The 25,569-nt window shown below is 63.8% G+C and carries 23 protein-coding genes; 11 read left to right on the top strand and 12 right to left on the bottom strand.

Translation table 11 applies throughout. From position 1 onward, the window contains the following. The first annotated feature begins 3 nt into the window (after positions 1 to 3). Positions 4 to 1,062: a tyrosine-protein phosphatase gene (locus HUK73_RS01345; protein WP_255326161.1), complete on the top strand. Its 1,059-nt coding sequence runs from the start codon at positions 4 to 6 to the stop codon at positions 1,060 to 1,062. Positions 1,063 to 1,154: 92 nt separating this feature from the next. Here the strand turns inward: HUK73_RS01345 and HUK73_RS01350 are convergent, their stop codons facing one another. The 5 genes from HUK73_RS01350 to HUK73_RS01370 all read right to left on the bottom strand — a co-directional run bounded on the left by HUK73_RS01350 (position 1,155) and on the right by HUK73_RS01370 (position 4,419). Then, positions 1,155 to 1,601, bottom strand: a complete 447-nt coding sequence (locus HUK73_RS01350; protein ID WP_176590289.1) for a hypothetical protein — start codon at positions 1,599 to 1,601, stop codon at positions 1,155 to 1,157. Beyond that, on the bottom strand, positions 1,601 to 2,440 hold the full coding sequence (locus HUK73_RS01355) for an FAD:protein FMN transferase (RefSeq protein ID WP_176590290.1): 840 nt from the start codon (positions 2,438 to 2,440) through the stop codon (positions 1,601 to 1,603). The genes HUK73_RS01350 and HUK73_RS01355 overlap by 1 nt, the downstream gene beginning before the upstream one ends. Then, a complete protein-coding gene (locus HUK73_RS01360; protein ID WP_176590291.1) occupies positions 2,433 to 2,960 on the bottom strand; it encodes an FMN-binding protein in 528 nt (175 codons plus the stop codon). Before HUK73_RS01360 ends, HUK73_RS01355 begins: the two co-directional genes overlap by 8 nt. A gap of 8 nt (positions 2,961 to 2,968) precedes the next feature. Then, the gene (locus HUK73_RS01365) at positions 2,969 to 3,901 is read right to left on the bottom strand and encodes a DUF6662 family protein (RefSeq protein ID WP_369805414.1); all 933 of its coding nucleotides are present in this window, start codon (positions 3,899 to 3,901) and stop codon (positions 2,969 to 2,971) included. Between the two features lie 161 nt (positions 3,902 to 4,062). Further along, positions 4,063 to 4,419: a hypothetical protein gene (locus tag HUK73_RS01370; RefSeq protein ID WP_176590292.1), complete on the bottom strand. Its 357-nt coding sequence runs from the start codon at positions 4,417 to 4,419 to the stop codon at positions 4,063 to 4,065. Between the two features lie 271 nt (positions 4,420 to 4,690). On the opposite strand from HUK73_RS01370, the gene HUK73_RS01375 reads away from it, so the two are divergent. From HUK73_RS01375 to HUK73_RS01400, 6 genes are all read left to right on the top strand, one after another. Beyond that, on the top strand, positions 4,691 to 6,070 hold the full coding sequence (locus HUK73_RS01375; RefSeq protein ID WP_176590293.1) for a hypothetical protein: 1,380 nt from the start codon (positions 4,691 to 4,693) through the stop codon (positions 6,068 to 6,070). A 485-nt stretch (positions 6,071 to 6,555) separates the two neighbouring features. Further along, the gene (locus HUK73_RS01380) at positions 6,556 to 6,846 is read left to right on the top strand and encodes a hypothetical protein (protein WP_255326162.1); all 291 of its coding nucleotides are present in this window, start codon (positions 6,556 to 6,558) and stop codon (positions 6,844 to 6,846) included. Beyond that, entirely contained in the window at positions 6,839 to 7,489 is a 651-nt protein-coding gene (gene alkB / locus HUK73_RS01385; RefSeq protein ID WP_176590294.1) for a DNA oxidative demethylase AlkB, read from the top strand. Before HUK73_RS01380 ends, alkB begins: the two co-directional genes overlap by 8 nt. A gap of 240 nt (positions 7,490 to 7,729) precedes the next feature. Next, a complete protein-coding gene (locus HUK73_RS01390; protein WP_176590295.1) occupies positions 7,730 to 8,284 on the top strand; it encodes a methylated-DNA--[protein]-cysteine S-methyltransferase in 555 nt (184 codons plus the stop codon). Continuing rightward, positions 8,284 to 9,018 (top strand): 2OG-Fe(II) oxygenase, encoded by a 735-nt coding sequence (locus HUK73_RS01395; protein ID WP_176592762.1) that lies wholly within the window; start codon positions 8,284 to 8,286, stop codon positions 9,016 to 9,018. The genes HUK73_RS01390 and HUK73_RS01395 overlap by 1 nt, the downstream gene beginning before the upstream one ends. A gap of 172 nt (positions 9,019 to 9,190) precedes the next feature. Beyond that, positions 9,191 to 12,754 carry a hydantoinase B/oxoprolinase family protein gene (locus HUK73_RS01400; RefSeq protein WP_176590296.1) on the top strand — a complete coding sequence of 1,188 codons (3,564 nt, stop codon included), beginning with the start codon at positions 9,191 to 9,193 and terminating at the stop codon, positions 12,752 to 12,754. Positions 12,755 to 12,800: 46 nt separating this feature from the next. Here HUK73_RS01400 and astD read toward each other — a convergent pair whose 3' ends face one another. The 5 genes from astD to HUK73_RS01425 are packed head-to-tail and all read right to left on the bottom strand — an operon-like array spanning position 12,801 to position 18,855. Next, positions 12,801 to 14,204, bottom strand: a complete 1,404-nt coding sequence (gene astD / locus HUK73_RS01405; protein WP_176590297.1) for a succinylglutamate-semialdehyde dehydrogenase — start codon at positions 14,202 to 14,204, stop codon at positions 12,801 to 12,803. Position 14,205: 1 nt separating this feature from the next. After that, positions 14,206 to 15,210 (bottom strand): arginine N-succinyltransferase, encoded by a 1,005-nt coding sequence (locus tag HUK73_RS01410; protein ID WP_176590298.1) that lies wholly within the window; start codon positions 15,208 to 15,210, stop codon positions 14,206 to 14,208. Beyond that, positions 15,210 to 16,406 (bottom strand): aspartate aminotransferase family protein, encoded by a 1,197-nt coding sequence (locus HUK73_RS01415; protein ID WP_176590299.1) that lies wholly within the window; start codon positions 16,404 to 16,406, stop codon positions 15,210 to 15,212. Before HUK73_RS01415 ends, HUK73_RS01410 begins: the two co-directional genes overlap by 1 nt. A 2-nt stretch (positions 16,407 to 16,408) precedes the next feature. Next, a complete protein-coding gene (locus HUK73_RS01420) occupies positions 16,409 to 17,833 on the bottom strand; it encodes an FAD-binding oxidoreductase (RefSeq protein ID WP_176590300.1) in 1,425 nt (474 codons plus the stop codon). Next, positions 17,830 to 18,855, bottom strand: a complete 1,026-nt coding sequence (locus HUK73_RS01425) for a 2-oxoadipate dioxygenase/decarboxylase family protein (protein WP_176590301.1) — start codon at positions 18,853 to 18,855, stop codon at positions 17,830 to 17,832. The genes HUK73_RS01420 and HUK73_RS01425 overlap by 4 nt, the downstream gene beginning before the upstream one ends. Positions 18,856 to 18,950: 95 nt before the next feature. On the opposite strand from HUK73_RS01425, the gene HUK73_RS01430 reads away from it, so the two are divergent. Continuing rightward, positions 18,951 to 19,847, top strand: coding sequence for a LysR substrate-binding domain-containing protein (locus HUK73_RS01430; RefSeq protein ID WP_176590302.1), 897 nt, complete (start codon positions 18,951 to 18,953; stop codon positions 19,845 to 19,847). Between the two features lie 3 nt (positions 19,848 to 19,850). Here HUK73_RS01430 and hutC read toward each other — a convergent pair whose 3' ends face one another. Together hutC and HUK73_RS01440 are read right to left on the bottom strand one after the other, a co-directional pair. Continuing rightward, positions 19,851 to 20,588, bottom strand: coding sequence for a histidine utilization repressor (gene hutC / locus HUK73_RS01435; RefSeq protein ID WP_176590303.1), 738 nt, complete (start codon positions 20,586 to 20,588; stop codon positions 19,851 to 19,853). After that, the gene (locus HUK73_RS01440) at positions 20,585 to 21,958 is read right to left on the bottom strand and encodes a formimidoylglutamate deiminase (protein WP_176590304.1); all 1,374 of its coding nucleotides are present in this window, start codon (positions 21,956 to 21,958) and stop codon (positions 20,585 to 20,587) included. The genes hutC and HUK73_RS01440 overlap by 4 nt, the downstream gene beginning before the upstream one ends. 78 nt (positions 21,959 to 22,036) lie before the next feature. Here HUK73_RS01440 and hutI point away from each other — a divergent pair, with 78 nt between their 5' ends. The 3 genes from hutI to hutG are packed head-to-tail and all read left to right on the top strand — an operon-like array spanning position 22,037 to position 25,568. After that, positions 22,037 to 23,233, top strand: coding sequence for an imidazolonepropionase (gene hutI, locus HUK73_RS01445; protein WP_176590305.1), 1,197 nt, complete (start codon positions 22,037 to 22,039; stop codon positions 23,231 to 23,233). After that, complete coding sequence (gene hutH / locus HUK73_RS01450; RefSeq protein WP_176590306.1) at positions 23,230 to 24,759, top strand: histidine ammonia-lyase; 1,530 nt, start codon at positions 23,230 to 23,232, stop codon at positions 24,757 to 24,759. Before hutI ends, hutH begins: the two co-directional genes overlap by 4 nt. Beyond that, positions 24,756 to 25,568, top strand: a complete 813-nt coding sequence (hutG, locus tag HUK73_RS01455) for an N-formylglutamate deformylase (protein WP_176590307.1) — start codon at positions 24,756 to 24,758, stop codon at positions 25,566 to 25,568. Before hutH ends, hutG begins: the two co-directional genes overlap by 4 nt. The last annotated feature ends 1 nt before the right edge of the window (position 25,569 follow it).

Consider the following 25,569-nt stretch of genomic DNA (forward strand, 5'->3'; position numbering starts at 1 on the left):
AGAATGACGAAGATGCGCGCCAATGTGCTGATGCTGGGCTTCACCGCCCTGTCGCTGGCTGCCATTCCCGCATCGGCCCGTGTGGCCGATGCGAAGGCGGAACGGCTGGCCGACGACAAGGTGAAACTCAGCTGGACCGCAACCGGCAAGGTCGATGTCTATCAGGCGGATCGGCCCGATGCAGACGTCGGTTCGGCCCAGCTGATCTCGGCCGCCAATGGGGGCGGGAGCCAGCAGGCCACCGTCGATCCGCTTAAACGGTCCTATTTTCTTTTGCGTGATCGGTCGGACGATAGCGTCACCACCTTGTCGGAGCGACTCGTGCCGCTTGCGCAGGGTTCCAATTTCCGTGACATTGGCGGTTATCGCACAATGGACGGGCGGCAGGTCAGATGGGGGTGGATCTATCGCTCGGGCGGCTCCGCGATGCTGACCCCTACCGATCTGGCCAAGGTGAAGGCGCTCGGTCTGCGCAACATGGTCGACCTGCGTTCGGACGAGGAACGTCAGCTCGCCCCCAGCAAGATTGACGGCGTTCCCACGACCGCCGTCGGCTATTCCATGACGGCGATTGCCAAGGGCGGCATGCAGAATGGCGCCGCCGTCTACCGCAATTTGCCGGCCCAGCTTGCACCGCAGATGCGCGTCCTTTTCGATCTGCTCAAACGGGGGCAAGGGCCGATCGAATATAATTGTTCGGCGGGGCAGGATCGAACCGGCTTTGCCACGGCGCTGATCCTGTCGGCATTGGGCGTGCCGCGCGAGGTCATATTGCAGGACTATCATCTCTCGACCAGCTATCGCCAGCCGCGGTTTGAACTGCCGCCGATCAATGCGGCCCTTTATCCCGATAATCCGGTGGCGCAGATGTTCGCCGGTTTTCAGGGCAATCCCGCCTATGCGAAGGCGCAGCCGCTGAAGGATTCGAACGGCAAGGCTTTCCTCGCCAGCGCCTTTGAGGAAATCGACGGTCGCTGGGGGTCCGTTGAAAATTATCTGCAGCAGGAAATCGGCGTCAGTGCCGTGGATATTGCGGCGCTCAAGCAAGCCTATCTGCGATAGGATAGTTGGTCCGCTCCGGCCGGCCTTGACGGGCTGGCCGGCGTTGGCAGCTTATAGACATCGGGGACATATCGGGCGGAAATAATATCGGATTAGCTCTTCTGAATTCGTTTGCCCTGCCGATAGTGGAGGACAAACAGAGGCAGCGCCATGATTCCGAGAAGCCAGTGTATCAGGGCAGCATTCCCGCGCAGACCGTCTTCCGTAAGATAGTAGAGCAGATATCCGGTCAGGATCAATATTGTGGAAAGGGCAGTCATCACGCCGCCGAGCAGACGCTGACTGCGATAGGTCCAGCCCCGCCAGACATGGACCACCAGCAGACTGCCCAAGGCTAAGATGGTCACCAGCATGGCCGCGCCATGCATGCGCAGAAGCCAGGGTTCCGCCGGGTTGGCCTCGGGGCCAAACTCGCCCTCGATCTGGAAGAAATTGTGCAGGATGAGCCACGCCGCGCCGGTGCCCCATAGCAGGCCGCCGCTCCAGCAGAGCAACCGGATCTGCCACCGGGCCAGTTTCGCTGTCTTGAGGTGCAGCATCAGAGGGCTCTTTCCCTGACAGGGCGTGCCACGATCTCGCCGCCCAATGTTTCCAGCATGCTCTCGGCCAGAGCGGGATCGGCAAGCGCAATCTTTGTCATGGCGTCGGCAATAACGCATCGATCGGCGCAAATGGTGACGGCCCGGTCTGCCCATATCGGCTGGCGGTTCCGTCCCAGATGAGGACTTGCGACGCTCTGACCAATCCTCCGCTGGGCATATTCGCTGCTTGAACTGGCGATCGCGCCATTGGCGAGTTCGATCGCGCCGATCACGGAGCCATCCGCCTCGCGCAGATGCACCGTTTCCGGTGTATCGCCCAGCACGCGCAAATCTCCCCCGGCATTGACGACGGCCTGTGGCACAGCTGCGACGGCGAGGGCCTCCACCGCGCAATCGACGGCATAGCCCTTGGCGATGCCGCCCAGATCGATGAGCATCGGGCGAGCACAGACGGCATGCATGTCGTCAACGATGACGATATCGCCGGTCGTGCCAATCCAATTTCCGTCCGCATGGCAAGGGGGCTGAGGCAGAAGTCCCGATGCGACAAGTTCCGCCCCGACAGCAACGTCGAACAACCCGCCCGAACGGGCATGAAGATCGCATGCGATGCGAAGGACCGTGATGCTGTGAGGATCGACGGCCACCGCCGTGCCGGCAGGCGCCCGGCGCAGCGCGGCAAGATCGCTGGCCTCTTCATGGAAGGACATGCGCGCATGGACATGGGCGACGGCGGCAAAGCCATCGTCAATGGCGCTTTCAAAGCCGGCGGGAACCGCGATTTCGACAAAGGTGCCCAGCAACGGCCGGCACCTTCGTATCAGTGTATCAGCCATGCGCCAGCACGGTCGCATAGGTCGCCAGCAGGCGCCGGACACCATCCGTCACATGCTTGGAAGACAGCGTCGCGCCCGAGATGTTCTTGATGTCCGCGCCCAGTTTCAGCGACTGGCCGGGGCGCTTGCCGATGAACTGGCGCCGCCAGCGGGGATCGCGGACTTCGCCTCCATAAGCCTCGCGATAGTCGAGTATTTCGACGTCCCGCACAACTCCGGCGGCATCGAGCGACACGGCATAGGTGATGAACTCATGCTTGCCCACCACCTCATCGACGATGAACCATCCGCCGTCGGCGGCCCGCCAGGCCTTGAGCTTCTTCGACAGCGGGCTTTCGCCCGACGCCTTGCGGATGGCGCTCACCTGGTCGGGCGTCAGGTCGCGGAAGCTCTGCGTCAGGGCCTGATGCGGGAACATCTGCGCCTGCGCCTGCTCGACCGTCATATAGACGGTGGCATGCGCCGGAAAGGGAAGAGCCAGCGCCGCAAGCGGCAGTATGCGGTAAGGAATACGGGTCATGGGCAACCTCAGAAATAATAGCCAATCTTCAGGCGGAAGCGGTATTTTTCGAAATCATCGGCATTGGTGATGCCGTTCACGATAAAATTGTCAGCGGCCGGATTGGCATAATCCTGCGCCCAGGGCAGTTGGAACAGGGTGGTGAAGGTCGCGAACATATGGCGACCGCCATAGTGGATGGTCGGCCCCGCGTACCAGGCGAGGTTGGTACGGTTCGACGCCTTGAACGGATCGAGTCCGGCCCATTCCCGTTCATTCTGAAGCTCCGCGCCCAGCGACCAGTTGGAGGTGAAGCGGTAACTGCCGGCCAGGCCGAAATTGACGTCGGTTTCCTTGTCCCAATGGGTGACATAATCGACGCTGGCCGGATCGGCGCCGGGATCGCCCTGCAACTTGCGCCATTCATAGCCGAGCGTTGCGTTCGCCGCGAAGACGAGGCGATCGTCGAGGAAATTCTTCTGGACGATCAGGCGTGCCTCAAGTTCACGGGTGCGCGGACCGATGGACGGTTCGAGATAGAGCGCCACGCCCACGCCCGAGGTATAGGGGCTGGATATGCGGTAGAGCCCTTCCAGCGACACGGACTCGAACCGGGTCTTGCGAAAACGGCCGTTGGGATCGGCGGCAAAATCGGCAAAGACTTCAGGCGGGGCCGTCTCGCCGCTCGGCGTGTTGCCCTTGGCATCCGCCCAGGCCGCGTTGACATAGCCGGAAAGCTGGAAATTGTCCGTGACGCCGTGCGAAATCTCCGTACGCGTCTGGAGCAGGTGGAAATCGCCCTGCGACCGGCCCTCGCGCAACGTCGCCCATTGTTCCACCTCGGTCTTGCCCTTGGGCAGCGTGTCGGTAGTGTAGATATAGCCGAACAGCGGCTCATCGGCCCGCGCGGGTGCGGAGGCAAGGCATATGCCGATCATTGTCAGAAAAAATGCCGCGCGCACCGCATACTCCCCATTTACTTGCAACAGAGTTGCAATAGCGGGGTTTGCGATCGTGCCACATTACAAATCGGTAATGATGATCGGCGGCGCAGCGTCAGGCCAAGCTCTGCCGGATAGATGATCGAAGCGGGTGCGCCGACATATATCCGGACACGCCCAAATCAATCGTCGTCATCGCGATCATGGTGGTGACGCCAATGCCGGTCATAATCGCGATACACTCGCCTGTCATAATAGCGCGGATATTCATCATAATAATAATTATATGATCGATAGTGCGGACGATAATATCTTTCGCGGTAATAATAATCGTCACCATAATAATATCTTGGCCGGTCGGACGCTATCGCAGCTCCAATCGCCAGGCCAATAATCCCGGCGCTCACAGCGACCGCCGCATCATTGTCGTAATGGCGCGAATAATAGCGATAATGATCACGCGCCTCGGCGGGCGCTGCGCCGATCGGCATGGATGCCGCCAACGCCAGGCCCAGGGCCGTGTTGCGGAGGATTTTCATCTCTGCTTCCTACTCCTTGTCCTGTCCGCACCGGCGGAAGGGATAGGGCGGCATGTTAGTGCGGGCGCGCTGAACTCGATCTGAACTTTGTGGACGCATGCGGGACGTGCACGCTCTGCGACTGAGCCGGGCATCCGCGCCCGAGCCAATGCCTCCCGCCCGGAAGGGGGAACGGCAGAAATTCATTAAACTTTTGTAACATTTGCGCCCAATATTGCTACTCCTTTGCATTAGTAATAGCTCGTGGCCCATCGGGATTGCGGAGGGGTGCGTGAAGAGATTGGCCATGCTGATGGCGGGAACCGCGTTGACGGTTGCGGCGCCTGCTCTTGCCGATGAGGCATCGCTGCAGACCGAAGTCGCGGCACTAAAGGCTCAACTTGCGGCGCAGAAGGAGCTTCTGGCGGCGCAGGCGGATCGGCTGGACCGGCTTGAGAGGCAGATGAAGGCTGGCCAGGAAATGGCTGCCGTCGCGACCGGCAAGGAGCCGGGTGCCGATGGCGTGCTGGCCGCAGGCGACGGCACGGCGGCTGCAGAGCCGGCACCGATGATGGCGTCAGCATCCCAGACCGGCTCCGATACGACGATCGGCGGTTATGGCGAGATCAGCTATAATGGCTATATTCATGACGCCAGCCGCAATCAGGCGGACCTCAAGCGTTTCGTTCTGTTCTTCGGCCATCGCTTCAATGACCGGCTGAGCTTCAACAGTGAAGTCGAGGTCGAACATGCTGTATCCAGCGCCAGCGATCAGGGCGAGGTCGAAATCGAGCAGGCTTATCTCAACTATGCGTTCCGGCCCGCGCTGAACCTGAAGGCCGGGCTGTTTCTGATGCCCTTCGGCTTCATCAACCGGAATCACGAACCGCCCGTCTTTTTCGGCGTGGAGCGCAACGAGGTCGAAACCCGCATCATCCCGTCGACCTGGCGGGAAGGTGGCGTCAGTATCTGGGGCGACACATCCTTCGGCCTGTCCTACGATGCGGGCGTCACCACAGGCTTCGACGTGGCGAAGTTCGACGAGGCGGCCAAGCCTCTGGCCGCCGCGCATCAGGAGCTGCAATTCGCCAAGGCAGCCAGTCTCTCCTACTATGGTGCGCTGGAATATAAGGGCATACCGGGGTTGTTGGTCGGCGGCGCCATTTTCCATGGCGGCGCGTTGCACAGCAATGCGGATTTCCGCGCCGACAATAGCCAGCCGGACTTTGCCGGTATCCATTCCAGTGTGACGTTGTGGGATGTCCATGGCCGGTGGCAGCACAAGGGGCTGGACCTGCAAGCGCTCTACGCCCACGGCACCTATAGCCGGGCCGACCGGATCGACAGCATTTTGCTGGCATATAATGCCGCTAATAGCACAGACCGGCCGCTGGCGCCGTCGTCCTTCCATGGCTGGCTGGTCCAGGGCGCTTATAGCGTCACGCTCGGTGGAGATGTCAGCATCGATCCCTTCGTCCGCTATGAGATGTTCAACACTCAAGCAACGCTGCCGCTGGGTCTGGCGGCCGATCCCGCCAATCGCGACCGGGTACTGACTGGGGGCTTCTCCTTCCACCCTCTGCATGAGGTGGTGGTCAAGCTCGACTACCAGCATTTCATCGAAAACAGCAATAACGACAGGGTGAATGTCGGCCTGGGCTATATGTTCTGATGGAATGATCCGAACTGCCTCGGTTTGCGGGAATTAGAGCATCGTGCGGGAAAGTGGGCGAGCCGGAGGCACGTGACTCCGAGCTCGGGTTTCCCGCTTAAAACGATGCGACACCAAAAACTTGGAGCGCGCATCCTGCGTCCGATTTAACGCAGCGCGCTCTAGTTCGTCGCCATTGGCCTTGCTCCATACGCACGGGTTGAGGAGTGCAGGACCGGCCTGCCTGATAGCGTCGAGCAGTTCTCCCAGGCTGTGCCGGTCCTTGCGGACGTCAATGATCGCGCCGTCGGCCGGGCGGACCGTTTGCGATCGCATCTCAGGAAAATGAATTTAACAGCAAGAATCGGAGTGCGCCCGGCAACGAAGCGCGTCACTCTGTTCCCGACCGTTGCAGATCAGAAATACAGGGACCATGCCCGCAAAGCTTTCCCCCAAACGGCCGCTTCCCGTCGCCGACGATCCGCGATGGTCGCGGGAGTAGTTGAATGCCTCTTCAGAACCGCGTGACACCCTTTGGCGATGTCGTCGCGATTGCCCAGCGCGGTCTGTTCACGGGCAATCGCGGCATCATTCACGCCCCCTTGAACAAAAGGCTGCTGAAGCGGCGTTGGACCGGCAAGGCGTGGCCGATCTGCACCTGCGATTTCAAGGGGCGCCGCCGCGATGTGATGGGTGGGCGAAGCTGGACGGAATTGTTCTTTTTCGATGAGGCGGTCGCGGTCGCCGCTGGCTATCGCGTCACTGTTCATCCTTCGGTCGGGGCGCGTCATGCGTGACCTGTTTGAAGGGCATTTTGCCGCCGAACCGGCGGCGGAGGGGATGGGGGAGGGTGCCGTCCTGCTGCGTGGTCTTGCGCGCGACTGTGCGGCTGATCTGCTCGGCGCGCTGCACGATATCCTCGAAGTTTCGCCTTTCCGGCATATGGTGACGCCCGGTGGCTACAGCATGTCGGTCGCACTGACCAATTGCGGCGCGGCAGGATGGATCACCGATCGCAGCGGCTATCGCTACGGCGCGACCGATCCGCTGACGGGATCGTCATGGCCCGCCATGCCGGATTGCTTCCTTGCACTAGCCGCGACGGCTGCCGAAGCGGCTGGCTATGTCGGGTTCCGGCCCGATGCCTGTCTCATCAACCGCTATGTTCCGGGCGCCCGGCTGTCGCTCCATCAGGATCGCAACGAACGCGATTTTGCGCATCCGATCGTCTCGGTTTCGCTGGGTCTGCCGGCGACCTTCCTCTTCGGGGGATTGAAACGCAGCGATCCGGTCCGGCGATTCCTGCTCGGGCATGGTGATGTCGCCGTCTGGGGCGGGCCGTCCCGCCTCCGCTTTCATGGTGTCGCGGACCTCAAGGACGGCGACCATGACGTGCTTGGCCGGCAACGCATCAATCTCACCTTCCGGCGCGCGCTCTGATGGCGCCGCATGGCCCCGATACCCGTGCCATGCGGCATATTCCGCCCCGGTTTCTCGCGAACAGTGAAATCCGCGTGAACCTGTTTTCAGGTGAGGTGTTCCTGTTTGTCACAAGCGGAATGCCGCGGATGGCATGAGGAACCGGCAGATCGTTTCCGATTCAAAAGCAAGGACCGGAGTTCGCGCGATGCCCTGACAGTCCAACTCTTCGCCTATCGAAACAGGAAAGGAGTGATCGCAATGAATATCATGGTTTCAGACCGGGTGCCGGACGCGCGCGCCGCCATGAAGGCAGGTGAGCCGATTGCCTATTCGACGGCCTCCTCGGCCTTCGGCTTGCTGTTGGTCGCGCGAAGCGCCGCAGGTGTCTGCTCAATCCAGATCGGTGAGGATCGCCAGACCCTCGAAGCCGAACTGGTGGCCGCGTTCCCGAATGCCCGGCTGGTCATGGATCATGGCGCCGTCAGCGAGGATATCGGCAAAGTCATGCGTTTCATCGAGACGCCCGCCGCGGGGCTCAACCTCAAGCTCGATATGCGCGGAACGCCGTTTCAGCGGAAGGTCTGGGACATGCTGCGCACCATTCCGGCGGGCGTGACGGTCAGCTATAATGAGCTTGCCGAACGCCTTGGTGAACCGGGCGCGGCTCGTGCGGTCGCGAGCGCCTGTGCGGCCAACAAACTTGCGCTTGCGGTGCCATGCCATCGGGTGGTGCGGAGCGATGGCAATCTCGCCGGTTTCCGCTGGGGGATCGAACGCAAGCGCCACCTGCTCGACAGGGAGGTTGCGGCGTGATGGCTCTCCTTCAGGCTCCAGTCGGTTCGACCGTGGAGGATCGCGTTGCCGCCTATGACTGGCCGGCGATCATGAAGGAACTCGACGGATTTGGCTGCGCGATCCTGCCGAAACTGCTTTCGGCCGAGCAATGCCGCGCAATGGCGGCGCTCTATCCGGACGAGAGCCATTTCCGCAGCCGCGTCATCATGGGCCGTCATGGTTTCGGCAAGGGCGAGTATCGCTATTTCCGCTATCCGCTCCCCGATCTGGTCGGCGATCTGCGAACGGCGATCTACCCCCACCTTGCCGACCTCGCCAATCGCTGGAACGAACGGATGGCGGCGGGGCAACGCTATCCGGCGGACCATGCCGCCTATCTCGCGCAGTGCCGTGAAGCCGGACAGACGCGGCCCACGCCCTTGATGCTTCAATATGGACCGGGCGACTATAACTGCCTGCATCAGGACCTGTACGGCGATCTTGTCTTCCCGATTCAGATCGCGATCCTGCTGTCGGAGCCGGGGGAGGATTTCACCGGCGGCGAGTTCATACTCACCGAACAGCGTCCGCGCATGCAGAGCAGGGCCGAGGTGGTGCCGCTTCGACAGGGCGATGCGGTCGCCTTCGCGGTCCACAACCGTCCGGTCCAGGGGACAAGGGGAAGCTATCGCGTGAACATGCGCCATGGGGTGAGCCGGCTGCGCTCCGGCCAGCGCCACACTGTCGGGATCAGCTTCCACGATGCCCCATAGCTGATGATCGACAGATGCCGTAAGCGCAGCAGCGGGCGAGCCGGTGCTGACAGGCGTTGCCGGTCAAGGTCAATCCGAACTCGACTTCCGATAATTCGGGGGATGCTCCTCAGGCGAGATAGGCGTAATTTATCAGTCAATTATCATCATAGCCTGAATAAGGGAGCAATCTGTGTCGGGTTGGCAATTCTGGATCGATCGGGGCGGCACGTTCACGGACATTATAGGCCGTTCGCCCGATGGCGTGATAGCCACGAAGAAGCTGCTGAGCGAGGACCCCGCCCGCTATCGCGACGCGGCGACCGCTGGCATTCGCAGCATGCTGGGTCTGGAGCCGGACGCGGATATCCCACCCGGCCTCGTCACGGAAGTGCGGCTGGGGACAACCGTCGCCACCAATGCGCTGCTGGAGCGCAAAGGCGCCCGGACCTTGCTGTTGGTGGATCGGGGCATGCGGGACCTGCTGCGCATCGGGCATCAGTCGCGTCCGGCGCTTTTCGATCTCGATATCCATTTGCCTTCCCAACTCTATGAGGCGGTTGAAGAGGTCGGCGGGCGTATCGCCATGGATGGATCAAGCCTGGGCGCCCTTGATGAAGATGAGGTTCGGGCAATGCTGGACGATTATCGTCAGCGTGGCTTCGAAGCATGCGCGATTGCGCTGATCCACGCCTGGAAATATCCCGCAAACGAACTCCGCCTCAGCCGGATCGCCCGCGCCGCGGGTTTTGCGCAAGTGTCGGTCAGCCATGAGATCAACCGCATGGTCGGCCTTGTCGCGCGGGCGAGCACCACGGTTGCCGATGCCTATCTGTCGCCCGTCCTGCGCCGCTATGTGAATCAGGTGGTGGCCGAGCTTGGCCCGGTGCCGCTCTATTTCATGCAGTCCAACGGCGGCCTTGTGCCGGCCGGGAATTTTCAGGGGAAGGACGCGCTTCTTTCCGGTCCCGCGGGCGGGGTCGTCGGCGCGGCGCATACGGCGGCGGAGGTCGACGAGAAGCGGATTATCGCCTTCGACATGGGAGGGACATCCACGGACGTCGCCCTTTTCGCCGGTGAATATGAACGGACGCTCGATACCGAACTGGACGGCGTCCCGTTGCGCGTCCCGATGATGGCCATCGATACGGTGGCCGCGGGCGGCGGATCGATCCTGTCCTTCGACGGTGTGCGTTTCCAGGTCGGGCCGGAGAGCGGGGGCGCCAAGCCCGGACCTCTTGCCTACCGTAACGGCGGGCGGTTGACCGTCACGGATGCCAATATCCGCTGCGGGAAGATATTGGCCGCGCGCTTCCCCGCAACATTCGGCGCAAACGGCTCGGACCCGCTGGATGTGGAAGCTGTGAAGCGCGCCTTCGACATGCTGGCTGGTCAGGTTTCGGACCCCGAAGCTCGCAATGTGGCAGAAGGGTTCCTGAAGATCGCGGTCGCCCAGATGGCCGGTGCGATCAAGCGCGTGGCGTTGGCCCGGGGGCAGGATGTCACCGCCTTCACACTCCAATGCTATGGCGGTGCGGGCGGGCAGCATGCCTGTCTTGTGGCCGAGGAACTCGGCATGTCGCGCGTGCTGATCGACCCGCTTGCCGGTGTCCTGTCCGCCTATGGCATTGGCGTCGCCAAGGAAGCGCATCTGCGACAGCAGGCGGTGCAGGAAGTGCTGACGACAGAGGTACGCGAACGCGTGGGCGCACTGGCAGACCGGCTGTTTGACGAATGTGCCGGCCATTTTGCCGATGTCCGTGCAGAGCTACTGGAGCGCTGCGTCACGGTTCAGCTTCGCTATGACGGGACGGACACGACGCTGGACGTGGCTCTGGGCGACATCGCGTCGATGCGCACTGCTTTTGAGGATATGCACCGGGCACGCTTCGGTTTCGCGACGCCTGATCGCCCCCTGATCGTCGATGCCGTCATGGTGGAAGCGCTTCGCGGTCGTCCGGCTGTCGCGCGGCGGGTGCCAGCCTCTTCCCGTATGGCGGAGCCCGTCGATGAAACCGAAATCTGGACACATGGGCGGGCGTGGAAGACGTTGGTCTATGAGCGGGAGGATCTTGGCGTCGGCGCGACCGTCACCGGCCCCGCCATCATCTGCGAGTCCATTGGAACCATCGTGGTGGAGCCGGGCTGGCGCGCGCAGATATGTGAGAATGGCGCGGTCATTCTGACACGGGGATCGGCGGGCGTAGAGGAACGGCAATTGTCCGAACCCGTGCTGATCGAACTGTTCAACAGCATGTTCACGAGCATTGCCGAACAGATGGGCGCGGTGCTCCAGAATACGTCGACAAGCGTCAACATAAAGGAACGGCTGGATTTTTCCTGCGCGCTCTTCGATGCCGAAGGGGGCCTCATCGCCAATGCTCCGCATGTGCCGGTGCATCTGGGTGCGATGGGAGAGAGTGTGCGGACGGTCATTGCAAGCCGGGAAGGTTCGTTTCGGCGCGGGGACGCCATCGTCCTCAACAACCCCTTCAATGGCGGGACCCATCTGCCGGACGTGACCGTCGTCACGCCTGTGTTCGATTGCGACGGGGATCGTCCCCGCTTCTTCGTCGCCAACCGGGCGCATCATGCCGATATCGGGGGCAGCGTGCCGGGATCGACCCCGCCAAACTCGCGCTCGCTCGCCGAAGAGGGCGTGGTGATCGACAATTTCCTGCTGCTGCGGGATGGCCTGCTTCAGGAAGACGCGCTCCGCACCCTGTTGGGTTCCGGCCCTTATCCGGCGCGCAATGTCGATGGCAATATCGCCGATCTGAAGGCGCAACTTGCCGCCAATGCCGCCGGAGCGCGGGAGATCGAAACGCTCGCCACCCGGCAGGGATGGGATCAGGTCGAACTCTACGCCGCCCGCGTCATGGACTTTGGCGAGGAATGCGTCCGCCGCGTCATCGCGAAGATAAAGCCGAGCAGCTTTGATTACCGGATGGATGACGGGAGCATGCTGCGCGTTGACATCAGGCCGGACCCGGTCACGCGCAGCGCGGTCATCGATTTCACGGGAACCAGCGATCAGCGGGACGGCAATTTCAACGCGCCCAGGGCGATCACCCAGGCGGTGGTGCTCTATGTTTTCCGCTGCATGGTCGGCATATCCATCCCGCTCAATGAAGGGTGTCTGCGTCCGCTGACGATCGTCAGCCCCGATGGCAGCTTCCTGGCGCCCGAACCCGGCCGGGCCGTCGTGGCGGGCAACACCGAAGTCAGTCAGGCGGTCTGCAACGCCATGCTGGGCGCTCTGGGCGCCGCATCGGCATCGCAGGCGACCATGAACAACCTGTTGTTCGGCAATGAACGCTTCCAATATTATGAGACGATCTGCGGAGGCACCGGGGCCGGGCCGGGTTTCGCGGGGACCGGCCCGGTGCATAGCCATATGACCAACACCCGCATCACCGATCCTGAAATCCTTGAGCTTCGCTATCCCGTTCGTCTGGAGCAGTTCGGGGTTCGTCCGGAATCCGGGGGGAAGGGGCAATGGCGCGGCGGCGACGGGGCCGTTCGACGGATACGCGCGCTGGAGCCGCTGACGCTTTCCTTCATCGGGTCCCGACGCACCGTCGCGCCGTTCGGGTTGATGGGCGGAGAGGATGGCGCGACGGGCCGGCAATGGATCGAGCGCGCCGATGGGCAGGTAGAGATGGTGCCGGGAGTCGTCGAAGCCGATTTGCAGCCCGGCGATCAGATCGTCATCGAAACGCCGGGCGGCGGTGGCTACGGCAACGCTGAAAACTGAGCATGGGGAAACCGGGCATTGGCGATGCCCGGTTCCTCCCGCACGGTCATGCCATGCCGGGAATGGCCAGCGCTTCGATATTGGCGGCTTCAAAACTGGCTGCGGGAAAGGCGCAATAGTCGGCGGCGTAATAGGCACTGGGTCGGTGGTTGCCGGATTCGCCAAGGCCGCCAAAGGGCATGGCGGAGGCGGCGCCGGTGGTCGGCCGGTTCCAATTGACGACGCCCGCCCGGATTTCGGTGCTGAACCGGTCCCAGAGCCGGTCGTCCGACGATATCAGCCCTGCCGACAGGCCAAAGGCGGTGGCATTCGCGGCCCGCATGGCGGCGTCGAAATCGGGCACCCGGATGATCTGCAATACCGGGGCGAAGATTTCCGCATCGGGCACGGCAACGCCCGTTACGTCAAGGATGGCGGCTGACATGAAGGCTTCGCTGCGTCCGTCCGGGCGACCCGCCGACAACAGGCTGCGCGCGCCTGCCGCGATGAGCGCATCGGTCCTGCTGCGCGCATGGGTGGCGGCCCGGCCGGAAATCAACGGTCCCATGAAGGAATTCGCGGGATCGTCCCATGCGCCGATGGGCAATGCCGCTGCCTGCGCAACGACGGCGGAAAGGATTTCGTCGCCCGCCTGGCCTTGGGGCAGGATCAGGCGCCGCGCGCAGGAGCAACGCTGGCCGGTGGTGATGAAGGCCGAATGGCTGACGAGCGAAGCGATGGCCTGCGCGTCGCCATCCCATGCGACCAACGGGTTGTTGCCGCCCAGTTCGATCGCCAGGATCACATGGGGACGGTCGACAAAGGCCCTGCGGAAATGGCGGCCTGCCTGTGCGGACCCGGTGAAGAGCAATCCGTCAATATCCGCCTCCACCAGTGCCGCGCCGGTTTCGCGTCCGCCTTGCACGACCTGGAAAACATGGGCTGGAAGGCCTGCCTCGGTCCAGAGCCGCGCCATCCGCTCGCCGGTCGCCGGGGTTTCCTCCGACGGCTTGAACAGCACGCAGTTGCCGGCCAGCAGGGCGGGGACGATATGTCCGTTGGGCAGGTGGCCGGGGAAATTATAGGGCCCCAGCACCGCCATCACGCCATGGGGCCGATGCCGCAGCACGGATCGGCCAAAGGGCATGGCCTGTTCGCGAAAGCCCGCCCGTTCGGCCTGTGCCGTGATCGAGATTTCGACCTTGCCGATCATCGCGGCGACCTCGCCCCGGCTGTCCCAGAGCAGCTTGCCCGTCTCGCGGGAAATCAGTGTGGCGAGATTTTCCGTCTGTTCCTTCAGCAGGGCGGCGTAGCGCCGGGCAATGGCGATCCGCTCCTCCAGCGGCGTGCGTGCCCAAGCCGGGAAGGCGGCACGGGCCCTGTCGACGGCAGCATGGCAGGCGGCGGCATCCTCTTCCTGTCCTTCCCAGAGAAGGGCGCCATTTGCGGGGTCGATTGATCGCAGCATCATCTCATTCACTCACCATCAGAATTTCACCATCGGCCACGCCCAGCGCCGCGGCCTCGGCGGCTGGCAGGATCAGGGCGTCGTCGTGACGCTCGGCCATCGCCCGGACCGCGCGGAACCTGCCGGGCACGGTCGTCGCGACCAGCAGTGGCGCGGGCATCGCCGGTTCGCCCAGACGTGCCGGCAGTCGACGGGCGTGCCGGATGGTCGCGATAGTATCGCGGGCCGCGGTCATGGTCGGCCCGCCATCGAATATGTCGATCAGCCCGGATCGCGTGAAACCCTCCCTCTCCAGCATGCGCAGCGCGGGGACGCCATGGCGGTGCACGGCGCTGATCGCCTCACGCGCACTGGTGTCGACCAGTTCCAGATAGATTGGATGGCGCGGCGCAAGATCAAGGATGAACTGACCATCGGTCGATGTAATCATCCGATCCGCCTCCTCGAAGGGCAGGCGAAAGAATTTGCTGGCGATGCCGTCCCAGAAGGGGCTGTTGTCCTGATCGTCGAACCAGCCGCGCAGTTCGGCCATGATCGTCGAGGCGAACCGTTCGGGCGCCGCGCCGATCAGCATGTAACGCGCCCGCGCAAGCAGGGCACCCGCGCCGTTTTGCCGTTTCCCAGGGCGCAGGAACAGCGATCCGACTTCCGAACAGCCGCTGCATTCATTGACGAGGACCAGCGCCTGATGGTCGAAGCGCGTGCTGGTGGCGGAGGAATATTGCGCCAGCGTCATCACGCGGAAGGAAAAATGAGGGCGGTTGATGCCGACACCGCCCTTGACCCCTGCGATCCCGTCGATCTGGCCCGTCTCGCTGTCTTCCAGCATCAGCACATACCATGCCTGATCGGCGGGAACGTCACCGGCAAAGCTGCGTTCGGAAAGGGCCAGTCGCTGGATCAGTGTCGCCCGGTCTTCCGGCAGGCTGGTGAACCCCCTGCCGGAAAGATAGGCCAGTTCCAGCAGCGCATCGATATCGGCAGGGCCCGCCGGACGGACGAACTGCATCAGGCCGCCTTGGCAAGCGCGGCGCGGGTCGCGGCAAAACTTGCCTCGATCCGTTTGAGGACTTCATCGGCCTCGTCCATCGTCATGGTCAGCGGCGGCAGAAGGCGGATGCAATTGTCGCCGCCGCCCGCCACCAGCAAGGCATGATCGCGCGCCGTCGCCATCATGTCCCGATTATGGGGGATCAGCTTGATGCCGATCAGCAGCCCCTTGCCCCGCACATCGACGGCAATGTCGGGAAAACGGCCGACGATGGCGCCAAGGCCTTCGACCAGATGAGCGGATATGGCGCGCACATTGGCCAGCGTTTCCTGCTTTGCGATCTCGTCAAAAGCGGCGATGCCGACCGCCATGGCCAGCGGATTGCCGCCGAAGGTCGATCCATGGGTGCCGACGGTCATGCCCTTGGCCGCCTGTGCCGTGGCAAGGCAGGCGCCGATTGGAAAACCGCCGCCCAAAGCCTTCGCCACAGCCATGATGTCGGGGGCAAGGCCATCGAACCATTGATGCGCGAAAAGCTGGCCCGTGCGGCCCATGCCCGATTGCACCTCGTCAAAGATCAGCAGGACGCCGTTTTCGGTGCAGAGCCTGCGCACCCAACGCAGCCAGTCCTCTTCCAGCGCCCGCGCACCGCCTTCGCCCTGAACCGGCTCCACGATCAGGGCTGCGGCGGTGGGACGGCGGATCGCTTCCTCGATGGCGGGGCGATCGTCGATCGACAACTGGACATAACCGGGCAGACGGGGGCCGAAGCCTTCCAGATAGGTTGCATTGCCCGATGCGTTGACCGCCGCATAGGTGCGGCCATGGAAGGACCCGGCAAAGCCGATCACGTCGATCCGTTCCGGTTCGCCATTGGTGAAATGATAGCGGCGCGCGGTCTTCAGCGCGCATTCGATGGCTTCCGATCCGGAATTGCCGAAGAATAGGACATCAGCGAAGCTGGCATCGGTCAGCCGCCGTGCCAGCGCTTCCTGCTGGGGGATACGGAAGATGTTGGATACATGCCACAGCTTGCCGGCCTGTTCGGTCAGTGCGGCGATCAGCCGGGGATGGGCGTGGCCCAGGCTGTTGGTCGCGATCCCCGACACGCAATCCAGAAAGCTGCGCCCGTCGCTGCCGTGCAACCAAACGCCTTCGCCCCGTTCCACTTCGACCGGCGCGCGGTTGTACACGGCCATCAGTTCGCTCGACATGTTCAGGCTTCCTCCATCATTCCAAAATCGACGCGCCCTATCGGAGTGGGCGCCATGACATATTGTATTTCACCCGCCAGACGGCGCAGGGCGGCCGGAACGAAGCGGGGGTAATGGGCGATATTGCGCGGGCCGATCCCGTGTTCGGCGCTGAAACTGCCGCCAAAATCGTGGACGACCGTGTCGAAGACCAGCGTCCGTGCGCGGTCGGCCAGCGACGGATCGAGCGGGCCGCGCTCCTCGCTCCAGACCAGATTATAATGCAGGCCGCCGTCGCCGACATGGCCGAAATCATGGGGGATCAGCCCCGGTGTCTCACGCGCCAATATCCCGGCCATATGATGGCGGAAGCGCATCACATCGCCGCGCCGCATGGCAATGTCGCAGGCGATGACGGTGCCGCTGGCGCGCAGACCCTCCGGCACTGCATGACGAATGGCCCAAAGGCCGCCCCGATGATCGATGGCGATGTCGATGACCGGCGCGTCGAAGCCATCCATGAAGGGCGCAAGACCATGCGCAAGCCGGTCCTCCAGTTGCGTTTCATCGAATGCGTTGCCTGCGGACAGTTCGATCAGCACGGCATAGGGCGGCAGGCTGTCAAACGGCCTGCGCAATGTGGGGACATGGCTGAAGGCTGCGGCCATGGCGGCATGGCTCATCCCCTCGAAGGCGGAGAGCAGGCCGCCGAAAGCAGCCTCGGCGGCTTGCAGGATGGGCAGCGCGGCATCGGCATCGCGTAGCGCCACGAGGGCGGTCGTTTGTGCGGCGGGCAGGGGCTGGAGCGTGACCGTCGCCCGCGTCACGATGCCGAGCGAACCGCCGCTGCCGACCAGAAGATGTTTGAGGTCGAGGCCCGTATTGTTTTTCCAGAGGGGCAAACCCAATGTCAGCACCTCCGGCTGGGGGGCGGCGCGCACGACGTCCAGCGTGAGCAGATTGGCGCGCATGTCGCCATGGCGCAGCAGCCGGGCGCCGCCGGTATTGGATGCGATCATGCCGCCGATCGTCGGGTCCGCGCCAAGGTCGATGGGCAGGAACAGGCCGTGTGACGCCGCCGCCGCGTTGAGCGCGGAGAGGCGGACGCCCGCGTCGACGCAGGCCGTGCGGTTGGCGGGGTCGATCTCGACATGCCGCGACAGGCGTTCGAGATTGATGATGAGCTCACCTCCACGATCGGAGGGGAGGCCTGCACCGACCAGTCCGGTACGGCCACCCTGTACGACGATGCGTATATCCCAGGCCATGGCCAGCCGGATCATTTCGCAGATGGCGGCTGCATCGGCCGGGCGAACCACGGCGACGGGATGTCCGCCGCCGCTTCCCCGGCCGTCGGTGCGATAACCGGCAAGCTCGTCACAGTCCGTCAGCACATGCGCCTTGCCGACTATATCGCGCAGGGCTTCAATCAGGGCGCTGTCGCTCATGCGGCCTTGGTCATGGCGAAGATGCCCGTCGCATTGCCGCTGTCGAAGGACAGGTCCAGCGTGCCGGTCGCCGGATCACGGTCACGGGTGATGAATTCATAGAAGGAACCGGGCACCGTGACGATGCGATCCCCGCCATCTTCCGTGCGAAAGCGGCGTTCGACCAGATCGGCCCGGAAAGCCGTCTGACGCACCTGACCGTTGGCGGAAATTTCAACCCGCTCCTTCATCGGACGGCCCAGCGTCTTTTGCTGCGCGGCCAGCGCCGCCACGTCCGCAACCCGATCGGTGGCATGGTTGAAGGCATTGCCCTCGGTCGCGATCCAGGCCGCTTCGCCCGACGATTGTTTGAGAAGCTCGTAATCGGTCATCATCGGCCGGTCATGATGGCGATCGAAGGCGCCGACGATGACGGGCAGGGCCGCGGCCGCCGTGGCAGGATCCACCGTCTGTCCAGCCGCGAAGCGCGCGAGCAGCGCATGGGCCTGGGCGTCCAGCGGGTCACGCGTGGAGCCGAAGACCCGCGCCGCCGCCGCTGCGAAGGGGCCGTCGAACTGGTCCACATGCAGTTCGCTGACGAAGAATTGCGGGATGGTTTCGGGAAAGTCGCGATGGCGATAGGCCCGGCCGGTCATGCGCAGCCGGGGCAGGGGATAGAGCGCGGCTTCCTCATAGCCCAATGGCTCCAATATGCGGCGGAAGGCGAGTTCCCCGCGCGGCAGCGCGCCGGTGCCCCCGTTCGGCAGGCAGACGGTGCGGATGGCGCCATGGTCGAAGCAGACGCGGCGTCCCCCTGCGGTGACGTCCCGGACATAGGCGGCCCCGGTCGGAACGCGTTGCAGCAGGTCCCGGAAAAGGAGCATGTTCATCGCCGCGGCGAATTCCGCGCGATCGATTTCCGCCCCCTCGCGCCGGTCCACCGGCAACATGGGCGAAAGGGTGGCGAAAATATCCGCCGCCGCTTCCTCGCCAATGGCGTGCCGAACCAGCGCCTGTGCGCCGCATTCATTCAATCGGATCATGAAGAGATGCCTCGAATTATGATGTTTCCATCTCTATGCTTTGGGATTTCGTCCATGCTAAATGGATTAGCATCATCTGTTGATGAGGAAATGGAATGAACGAAACGCGCCGCTTTCTGCCGCCCATGGCCGCGCTCAACAGTTTCGTGGCTGCCGCGCGGCATGGCAGTTTCTCCCGCGCCGGGGAGCAGGTCGGCCTGACGCAAAGCGCGGTGAGCCGTCAGGTGGCGATATTGGAGGATTGGCTCCAGAGCAGCCTGTTTGAACGGCATGGCCGCCGCGTCGTGCTGAATCCGACGGGGGAGGCCTATGCCGAACATATCCGACTGGCGCTTGATCGGATTCGATCCGCGACCGAACAGGTCATGCGTCAGACGGAGGGGCGGGAACTCAATATCGCCACCTTGCCGAGTTTCGGCATGCGCTGGCTGGCCCCCCGATTGCCCGATCTGACCGCGCGGCATCCCGACCTGACGGTCAATTTCGCGGCGCAATCCTTCCCCTTCGATTTGCGCGACGGGGGGTATGATGCGGCGATCCATTTCGGTCAGCCCGATTGGCCCAACGCGTCCCATCTCTTTCTCTTCCGGGAGGAGATGGTGGTCGTCTGCGCCCCGGACTGGCGCGATGCCCATGCGGTCCGCCAGCCCGCGGATCTGATCGGCAAACCGCTGCTTTTCCAGACCTCCCGCCGTTCGGCGTGGAACCGATGGTTCGACGGTTGCGGCCTGAGCGACATTCCACCGCCCAAGGGGCCTGTTTTCGAACATTTCCTGATGCTGGCGCAGGCTGCGGCCTCGGGGGCGGGGGCGGCGCTCATCCCCCGGTTCCTGATCGGGCCGGAACTGGATTCGGGCGTGCTGGTCACGCCATTCGATCAATCGCTCCGGGACGACGATGCCTATTATCTCGTCCGCAGGGACGATTGGGCGTCCAACCGCGCTCTGGTCCAGTTCAGCGATTGGATCGCGACGCAGACGTCGGGTACGTAAGGCCTATAGCTGCTGCGGTTCAGCGCCGGTGCTTCCCTTGGCCGGTCCGAACCGGGCGACGAGGTCGTAGGCGGTGCCCACAAAATGTTGATGGACCAGCGTAATGCCATCCGCGCCGCGCCAGGTGCGCCGCTCGATGGACAGGCAAGCCGATCCGATGGGCAGTTCAAGGCGGGCCGCTATGGTCCGGTCCGCGGCCACCGCCGCGATACGTGTCTCAGCCTCCGTCCATGGAACATGTTCGAGCAGCCATGCGCCGGGAGAGATTTTGTCGAACATCTGCGCCGCGATGTCGGGCACCGCCGCCAGGCTGATCAGGCGCCTTTCGCAGGCGAGCGGACGGTCATCCGCAAAATGAACACCCTCCAGTCGAAGCAGATCGCTATTGCCGGCAAGTTGCAGTTCTTCAGGGTAGTCGGGGTCGGGCTGCTTCACTTCCCGGCCTGAAAGCTGGAAGCGATAACGCTGTCCTCGCCGGACGACCTCCTGCTCAAGATCGGGGATGTCGAGCACCATCGAATGAACTTTCGGTTGCGCGACCGATGATCCCGCGCGCTTGTTCCGGTCGACAAGGCCGGCCACCGCAAGGGCAGAAAGCGCCTTGTTCACGGTCATGCGCGAACAATCATAGCGCTGCATCAGTTCGTGTTCGGTGGGAAGACGGGCGCCGGGGCGCAATGTCCCCGACAGGATGGCCGTCTCGATTTCGCTGCGGATACGTTCGTGGAGCGGCAGCTTCACGCGGCAAAGGCCTCCAGGACCTTGCGATATTGCGCCGCAATGCGGTCCCGCGCGACATGGCGGCCGTCGCTGACCACCAGATCGCCCCTGCGCCAGACATTGCGGATCGCCTGCCGCCCGGCGGCGAACAGCAGGGAGTCCATGATGGATGTGCCCCCTCGGCCGACGAGGGAAGGGTGGTTGGCGTCGAGACTGACCATGTCCGCGACATGCCCCACCGCAAGACCCGCCGCAACCCCAAGCGCCTGAGCACCGCCTTCCAGCGATGCCTGAAATATTTCCTGCCCGGTGGAGCGGCCCTGGCCCGATGCCAGCACATTGCGCGTGCGCGCGTCCAGGCGCTGGCCATATTCCAGCCACCGCAATTCTTCCGTCATATCGATCAGGATATTGGAATCGGAACCGATGCCATATTGGCCGCCCGCTTCCTGGAAAGAGGGGGCGGGAAACAGGCCGTCACCCAGATTGGCCTCCGTCACCGGGCAAAGCCCGACGACCGCCCCGCTGCGCGCCACTGCCGCGATTTCGGCATGGGTCATATGGGTCGCATGCACGAGGCACCAGTTCCTGCCGACAGCGGCGTGGTCCATCAGCCATTCGACAGGGCGACGGCCACTCCAGGCGAGGCAGTCGTCAACCTCCTTCATCTGTTCCGCAATATGGATATGAATGGGACCCGCTCCGCCAAGTTCTTCCAGACGTGCCAGTTCGTCGGCGGTGACGGCGCGAAGGCTGTGGGGCGCGATGCCGACAATCGCGTCCGGCAGCGCCGTTGCGGCCTTGCGGATCGCATCCAGCAGGCGCGCAAAGCGGTCCGGATCGGTCACGAAACGGCGCTGGGCCGGGCTCGCTTCGGTTCCGCCGAAACCGGCATGCGCATAGAAGACCGGAAGATGCGTGAGGCCGATGCCCGTATCGGCGGCGGCAGCCATGATGGCCTGCGACAGTTCTGCCGGATCGGCATAGCTGGTGCCGTTCCTGTCATGGTGCAGATAGTGGAATTCACCGACGCGCGTGAACCCGGTTTCCAGCATTTCGACATAGGCCAATGCAGCGATAACATGCAGATGTTCGGGGGTTATCCGATCGACGAAGCGATACATGATGTCACGCCATGTCCAGAAACTGTCGCTGCCGGGGCCACGCCTTTCCGCAAGTCCGGCCATGCCGCGCTGAAATGCATGGCTGTGAAGATTGGACATGCCCGGAATGCCGATCGCATGGCGCTCATCGCCCGGCTGCGGCTCCGCATGCGTCGACAGGGTGGCGACCAGGCCGTGCCGGATGCCGATGCGCACATTCTCTTCCCAACCCGTTGCCAGCAGCGCCTGTTGGAAATGGATCATACGCACATCATTGGCCGCATTCATGGCAATTCGCTCCCGTTGTTCATTTATGTCTATACATTATTCGCAAAGAATGCAATTTATCTCGGAAGGGAGATTCTGATGCGATGCGATAGGCTATGGCGCAATGCACGGCTGGCGACGATGAGAGGGCCTGGACTGGGTCCTGTCGAAGATGGCATGCTTGCATCGCTGGACGGGATGATCGTCTATGCGGGGCGCGCGGATGAAGCGCCCGCATTCGAACCCCGTGAGACGATCGACTGCGACGGCCGCTGGATCACGCCCGGCCTGATCGACTGTCACACCCATCTGATCCACGGCGGCGACCGCGCACGGGAATTTGAGATGCGGCTGGACGGCTCCACCTATGAGGAGATTGCGCGGGCGGGCGGCGGCATCCTTTCGACCATGCGCGCCACCCGCGCCGCCAGCGAGGATGATCTGGTCGCCACCGCTCTGCCTCGTCTCGACGCGCTGATCGCGGAAGGGGCGACCACCGTGGAGGTGAAGTCGGGCTATGGCCTCGACCGCGACACCGAAATCCGCATGTTGCGCGCCGCCCGGCGGCTGGGGCGGGAACGGCCGGTCCACATCGCCACGACCTTCCTTGGCGCCCATGCCGTGCCGCCGGAATATGCCGATGATGCGGACGGTTATATCGCCATGCTGTGCGAAGAGGTCCTGCCCGAAGTTGCGGCGCTGGGCTTCGCCGATGCCGTGGACGCCTTTTGCGAGGGGATCGGCTTCACCCCGGCGCAAACGCAGCGGATGTTCGACGCGGCTGCCCGTCATGGCCTGCCCGTGAAGCTTCACGCCGACCAGCTTTCCAACCTCCACGGCGCGGCGCTCGCCGCCGGTCGTGGCGCGTTGTCCGCCGATCATCTCGAATATCTCGACCAAGCGGGGATCGCCGCCATGGCCGCCTCTGGCACGGTCGCGACACTGTTGCCCGGCGCCTATTATTTCATGCGCGAAAGCAGACTGCCGCCCATTGAGGCGCTGCGCGCTGCGGGCGTGCCCATCGCGCTCGCCACGGACTGCAATCCCGGCACGTCACCGCTCACGTCGCTGTTGCTGGCGATGAACCTGGGCGCCACGCTGTTCCATCTCACTGTCGCCGAATGCATCACAGGCGTCACCCGCAACGCGGCGCGCGCGCTCGGTCTTGCCGATCGCGGCACGCTGGAAGTCGGCAAGCGCTGCGATCTCGCCATCTGGGACGTCGAGCGTCCCGCCGAACTCGTCTATCGCATGGGGTATAATCCGCTCCATGCCCGCATCTGGAGTGGTCAATGAAGGATATTCTGCTCATCCCCGGCAACGTCACGCTGGCGGGCTGGCGAGACGTCTATCGCGGCGCCCCGGTCCGGCTCGACCCGGCCTGTGCCCTGCATGTCGCCGAAAGTGCTGCCGCCGTTGCCCGGATTATCGCGAAGGGCGAGCCCGTCTACGGCATCAACACGGGTTTCGGGAAGCTGGCGAGCGTCCGGATCGGCGATGAGGATCTGAGCACCCTCCAGCGCAATATCGTCCTCAGCCACGCCGCGGGGACGGGCGCGCCTTGTCCCGTCCCGGTGGTTCGCCTGATGATGGCGCTGAAACTCGCCAGCCTTGCGCAGGGCGCGTCGGGCATCAGGCCCGAAACGGTCGCGCTGATGGAGGCGATGCTGGCCAAGGGCCTGACACCTGTCGTCCCGGCTCAGGGTTCGGTGGGCGCCAGCGGCGATCTGGCGCCGCTTGCGCATATGGCGGCAACCATGATCGGCGTGGGCGAGATATTCCTGGGCGACGAACGCCTGCCAGCTTCGGAAGCGCTGGCCCGCGCCGGATTGTCGCCGGTCGATCTTGGCCCCAAGGAGGGGCTGGCCCTGCTCAACGGCACGCAGTTTTCCTGCGGCCTTGCGCTTGCGGGACTGTTCGAGGCCGAACTGCTGTTCCGCTCCGCCCTTGTGACCGGCGCGCTTTCAACCGAAGCGGCCAAGGGGTCCGATACCCCCTTCGACCCGCGCATCCATCGGCTGCGTCGCCACCGGGGCCAGATCGAAGTGGCGGACGCGCTGCGCGGACTCATGGCGGACAGCGCGGTCCGCGCGAGCCACAGGGATAATGACGCCCGCGTGCAGGACCCCTATTGCCTGCGCTGCCAGCCGCAGGTGATGGGCGCCGCGCTCGACCTGCTGCGGCAGGCGGCGACGACGCTGGAGATCGAGGCGAACGGCGTCTCCGACAACCCGCTGATCTTCCTGGAAAGTGATGAGGCGCTGTCCGGCGGCAATTTCCATGCCGAGCCGGTGGCCTTCGCCGCTGACATGATCGCCATGGCGATTTGCGAGATCGGCTCCATCGCGGAACGCCGCATCGCCATGCTGGTCGACCCGGCGCTGTCGGGCCTGCCGGCCTTCCTGACGCCGCGCCCCGGCCTCAATTCGGGCTTCATGATCCCGCAGGTGACGGCCGCCGCGCTCGTCAGCGAGAACAAGCAGCGCGCCTATCCGGCCAGCGTCGATTCCATCCCGACCTCCGCCAATCAGGAGGATCATGTCTCCATGGCCGCGCACGGCGCGCGACGCCTGTTGGACATGGCGGGCAACGCGACCGCCGTGCTGGGCATCGAATGGCTGGCGGCGGCGCAAGGCGTCGATTTCCATGCGCCGCTCCAGTCCAGCCCGACGCTCGAAAAGGCCCGCGCCTGTCTACGCGAAACCGTACCGACATTGGCTGACGACCGCCATTTCCACCCGGATATGGAGGCCGCCAATGCACTGATCCGGTCGGGCGCGCTGGCGACGCTGGCGGGCGATCTGCTGCCCGGTGTCGCATGACCGACTGGCTTGCCATTCACCGGGGCGATGCGCCGCTGGTGATCGCTGTTCCCCATGCCGGGACCGATCTGGCCGATGTGGGGGAGGGATTCCGCTCGCCTTGGCTGGCGCGGCGGGATGTGGACTGGTGGGTGGACCGGCTCTACGGCTTTGCGCGGGACATGGGGGCGACCCTGATCCAGACGCGGATCAGCCGCAGCGTCATCGACCTCAATCGCGATCCTTCGGGCGCGTCGCTCTATCCCGGACAGGCGACGACGGAACTGTGCCCAAGCATGACCTTTGACGGTGAGCCGCTCTATACGGACGCCTTGCCGGACGAAGCGGAAATCGCGCGGCGTCGGTCGCGCTGGTTCGATCCCTATCATGCGGCCCTGACCGAAGAGATGGAGCGGCTGCGTGCCCGGCATCCCCATGTCGTGCTCTATGACGCCCATTCGATCCGCAGCCGCATTCCCCGCCTGTTCGAAGGCGTCCTGCCTCAGTTCAACATCGGCACGAATGACGGGGCCACCTGCGCCCCCGCGCTGTCGGCGGCGGTCGAGCATATCTGCGCCGCGAGCGGTCGGGGCCATGTGCTCAACGGCCGCTTCAAGGGCGGCTGGACCACACGCCACTATGGGCGGCCCGAACAGGGCGTCCACGCCATCCAGATGGAACTGGCGATGCGGGGATATCTGGACGAGCCGGACGCGCCGACCGAGGCCAACTGGCCGCCCGCCTTCGACCCCGCCCGCGCCGCCGGTCTTCATCCCATCCTTGCCGACATCATGAAGGCCTGTCTTGCCTTCGCCCTTCAGAAAGCGTGAA

It is taken from the genome of Sphingobium sp. EM0848, assembly GCF_013375555.1.
Classification (GTDB): domain Bacteria; phylum Pseudomonadota; class Alphaproteobacteria; order Sphingomonadales; family Sphingomonadaceae; genus Sphingobium.

What these genes read in the sequence shown, in the direction of transcription:
- alkB (WP_176590294.1), top strand. Translation starts at nt 6,839, where the DNA reads ATGCGTGACCTGTTTGAAGGGCATTTTGCCGCCGAACCGGCGGCGGAG.
- hutH (WP_176590306.1), top strand. Translation starts at nt 23,230, where the DNA reads ATGAAGGATATTCTGCTCATCCCCGGCAACGTCACGCTGGCGGGCTGG.
- HUK73_RS01355 (WP_176590290.1), bottom strand. Translation starts at nt 2,440, where the DNA reads ATGGCTGATACACTGATACGAAGGTGCCGGCCGTTGCTGGGCACCTTT.
- HUK73_RS01350 (WP_176590289.1), bottom strand. Translation starts at nt 1,601, where the DNA reads ATGCTGCACCTCAAGACAGCGAAACTGGCCCGGTGGCAGATCCGGTTG.
- HUK73_RS01440 (WP_176590304.1), bottom strand. Translation starts at nt 21,958, where the DNA reads ATGAATGCGGCCAATGATGTGCGTATGATCCATTTCCAACAGGCGCTG.
- astD (WP_176590297.1), bottom strand. Translation starts at nt 14,204, where the DNA reads ATGATGCTGCGATCAATCGACCCCGCAAATGGCGCCCTTCTCTGGGAA.
- HUK73_RS01395 (WP_176592762.1), top strand. Translation starts at nt 8,284, where the DNA reads ATGGCTCTCCTTCAGGCTCCAGTCGGTTCGACCGTGGAGGATCGCGTT.
- HUK73_RS01410 (WP_176590298.1), bottom strand. Translation starts at nt 15,210, where the DNA reads ATGCAGTTCGTCCGTCCGGCGGGCCCTGCCGATATCGATGCGCTGCTG.
- hutG (WP_176590307.1), top strand. Translation starts at nt 24,756, where the DNA reads ATGACCGACTGGCTTGCCATTCACCGGGGCGATGCGCCGCTGGTGATC.
- HUK73_RS01420 (WP_176590300.1), bottom strand. Translation starts at nt 17,833, where the DNA reads ATGAGCGACAGCGCCCTGATTGAAGCCCTGCGCGATATAGTCGGCAAG.
- HUK73_RS01360 (WP_176590291.1), bottom strand. Translation starts at nt 2,960, where the DNA reads ATGACCCGTATTCCTTACCGCATACTGCCGCTTGCGGCGCTGGCTCTT.
- HUK73_RS01345 (WP_255326161.1), top strand. Translation starts at nt 4, where the DNA reads ATGACGAAGATGCGCGCCAATGTGCTGATGCTGGGCTTCACCGCCCTG.
- HUK73_RS01415 (WP_176590299.1), bottom strand. Translation starts at nt 16,406, where the DNA reads ATGTCGAGCGAACTGATGGCCGTGTACAACCGCGCGCCGGTCGAAGTG.
- HUK73_RS01425 (WP_176590301.1), bottom strand. Translation starts at nt 18,855, where the DNA reads ATGATCCGATTGAATGAATGCGGCGCACAGGCGCTGGTTCGGCACGCC.
- HUK73_RS01430 (WP_176590302.1), top strand. Translation starts at nt 18,951, where the DNA reads ATGAACGAAACGCGCCGCTTTCTGCCGCCCATGGCCGCGCTCAACAGT.
- HUK73_RS01370 (WP_176590292.1), bottom strand. Translation starts at nt 4,419, where the DNA reads ATGAAAATCCTCCGCAACACGGCCCTGGGCCTGGCGTTGGCGGCATCC.
- hutI (WP_176590305.1), top strand. Translation starts at nt 22,037, where the DNA reads ATGCGATGCGATAGGCTATGGCGCAATGCACGGCTGGCGACGATGAGA.
- HUK73_RS01380 (WP_255326162.1), top strand. Translation starts at nt 6,556, where the DNA reads ATGCCTCTTCAGAACCGCGTGACACCCTTTGGCGATGTCGTCGCGATT.
- HUK73_RS01390 (WP_176590295.1), top strand. Translation starts at nt 7,730, where the DNA reads ATGAATATCATGGTTTCAGACCGGGTGCCGGACGCGCGCGCCGCCATG.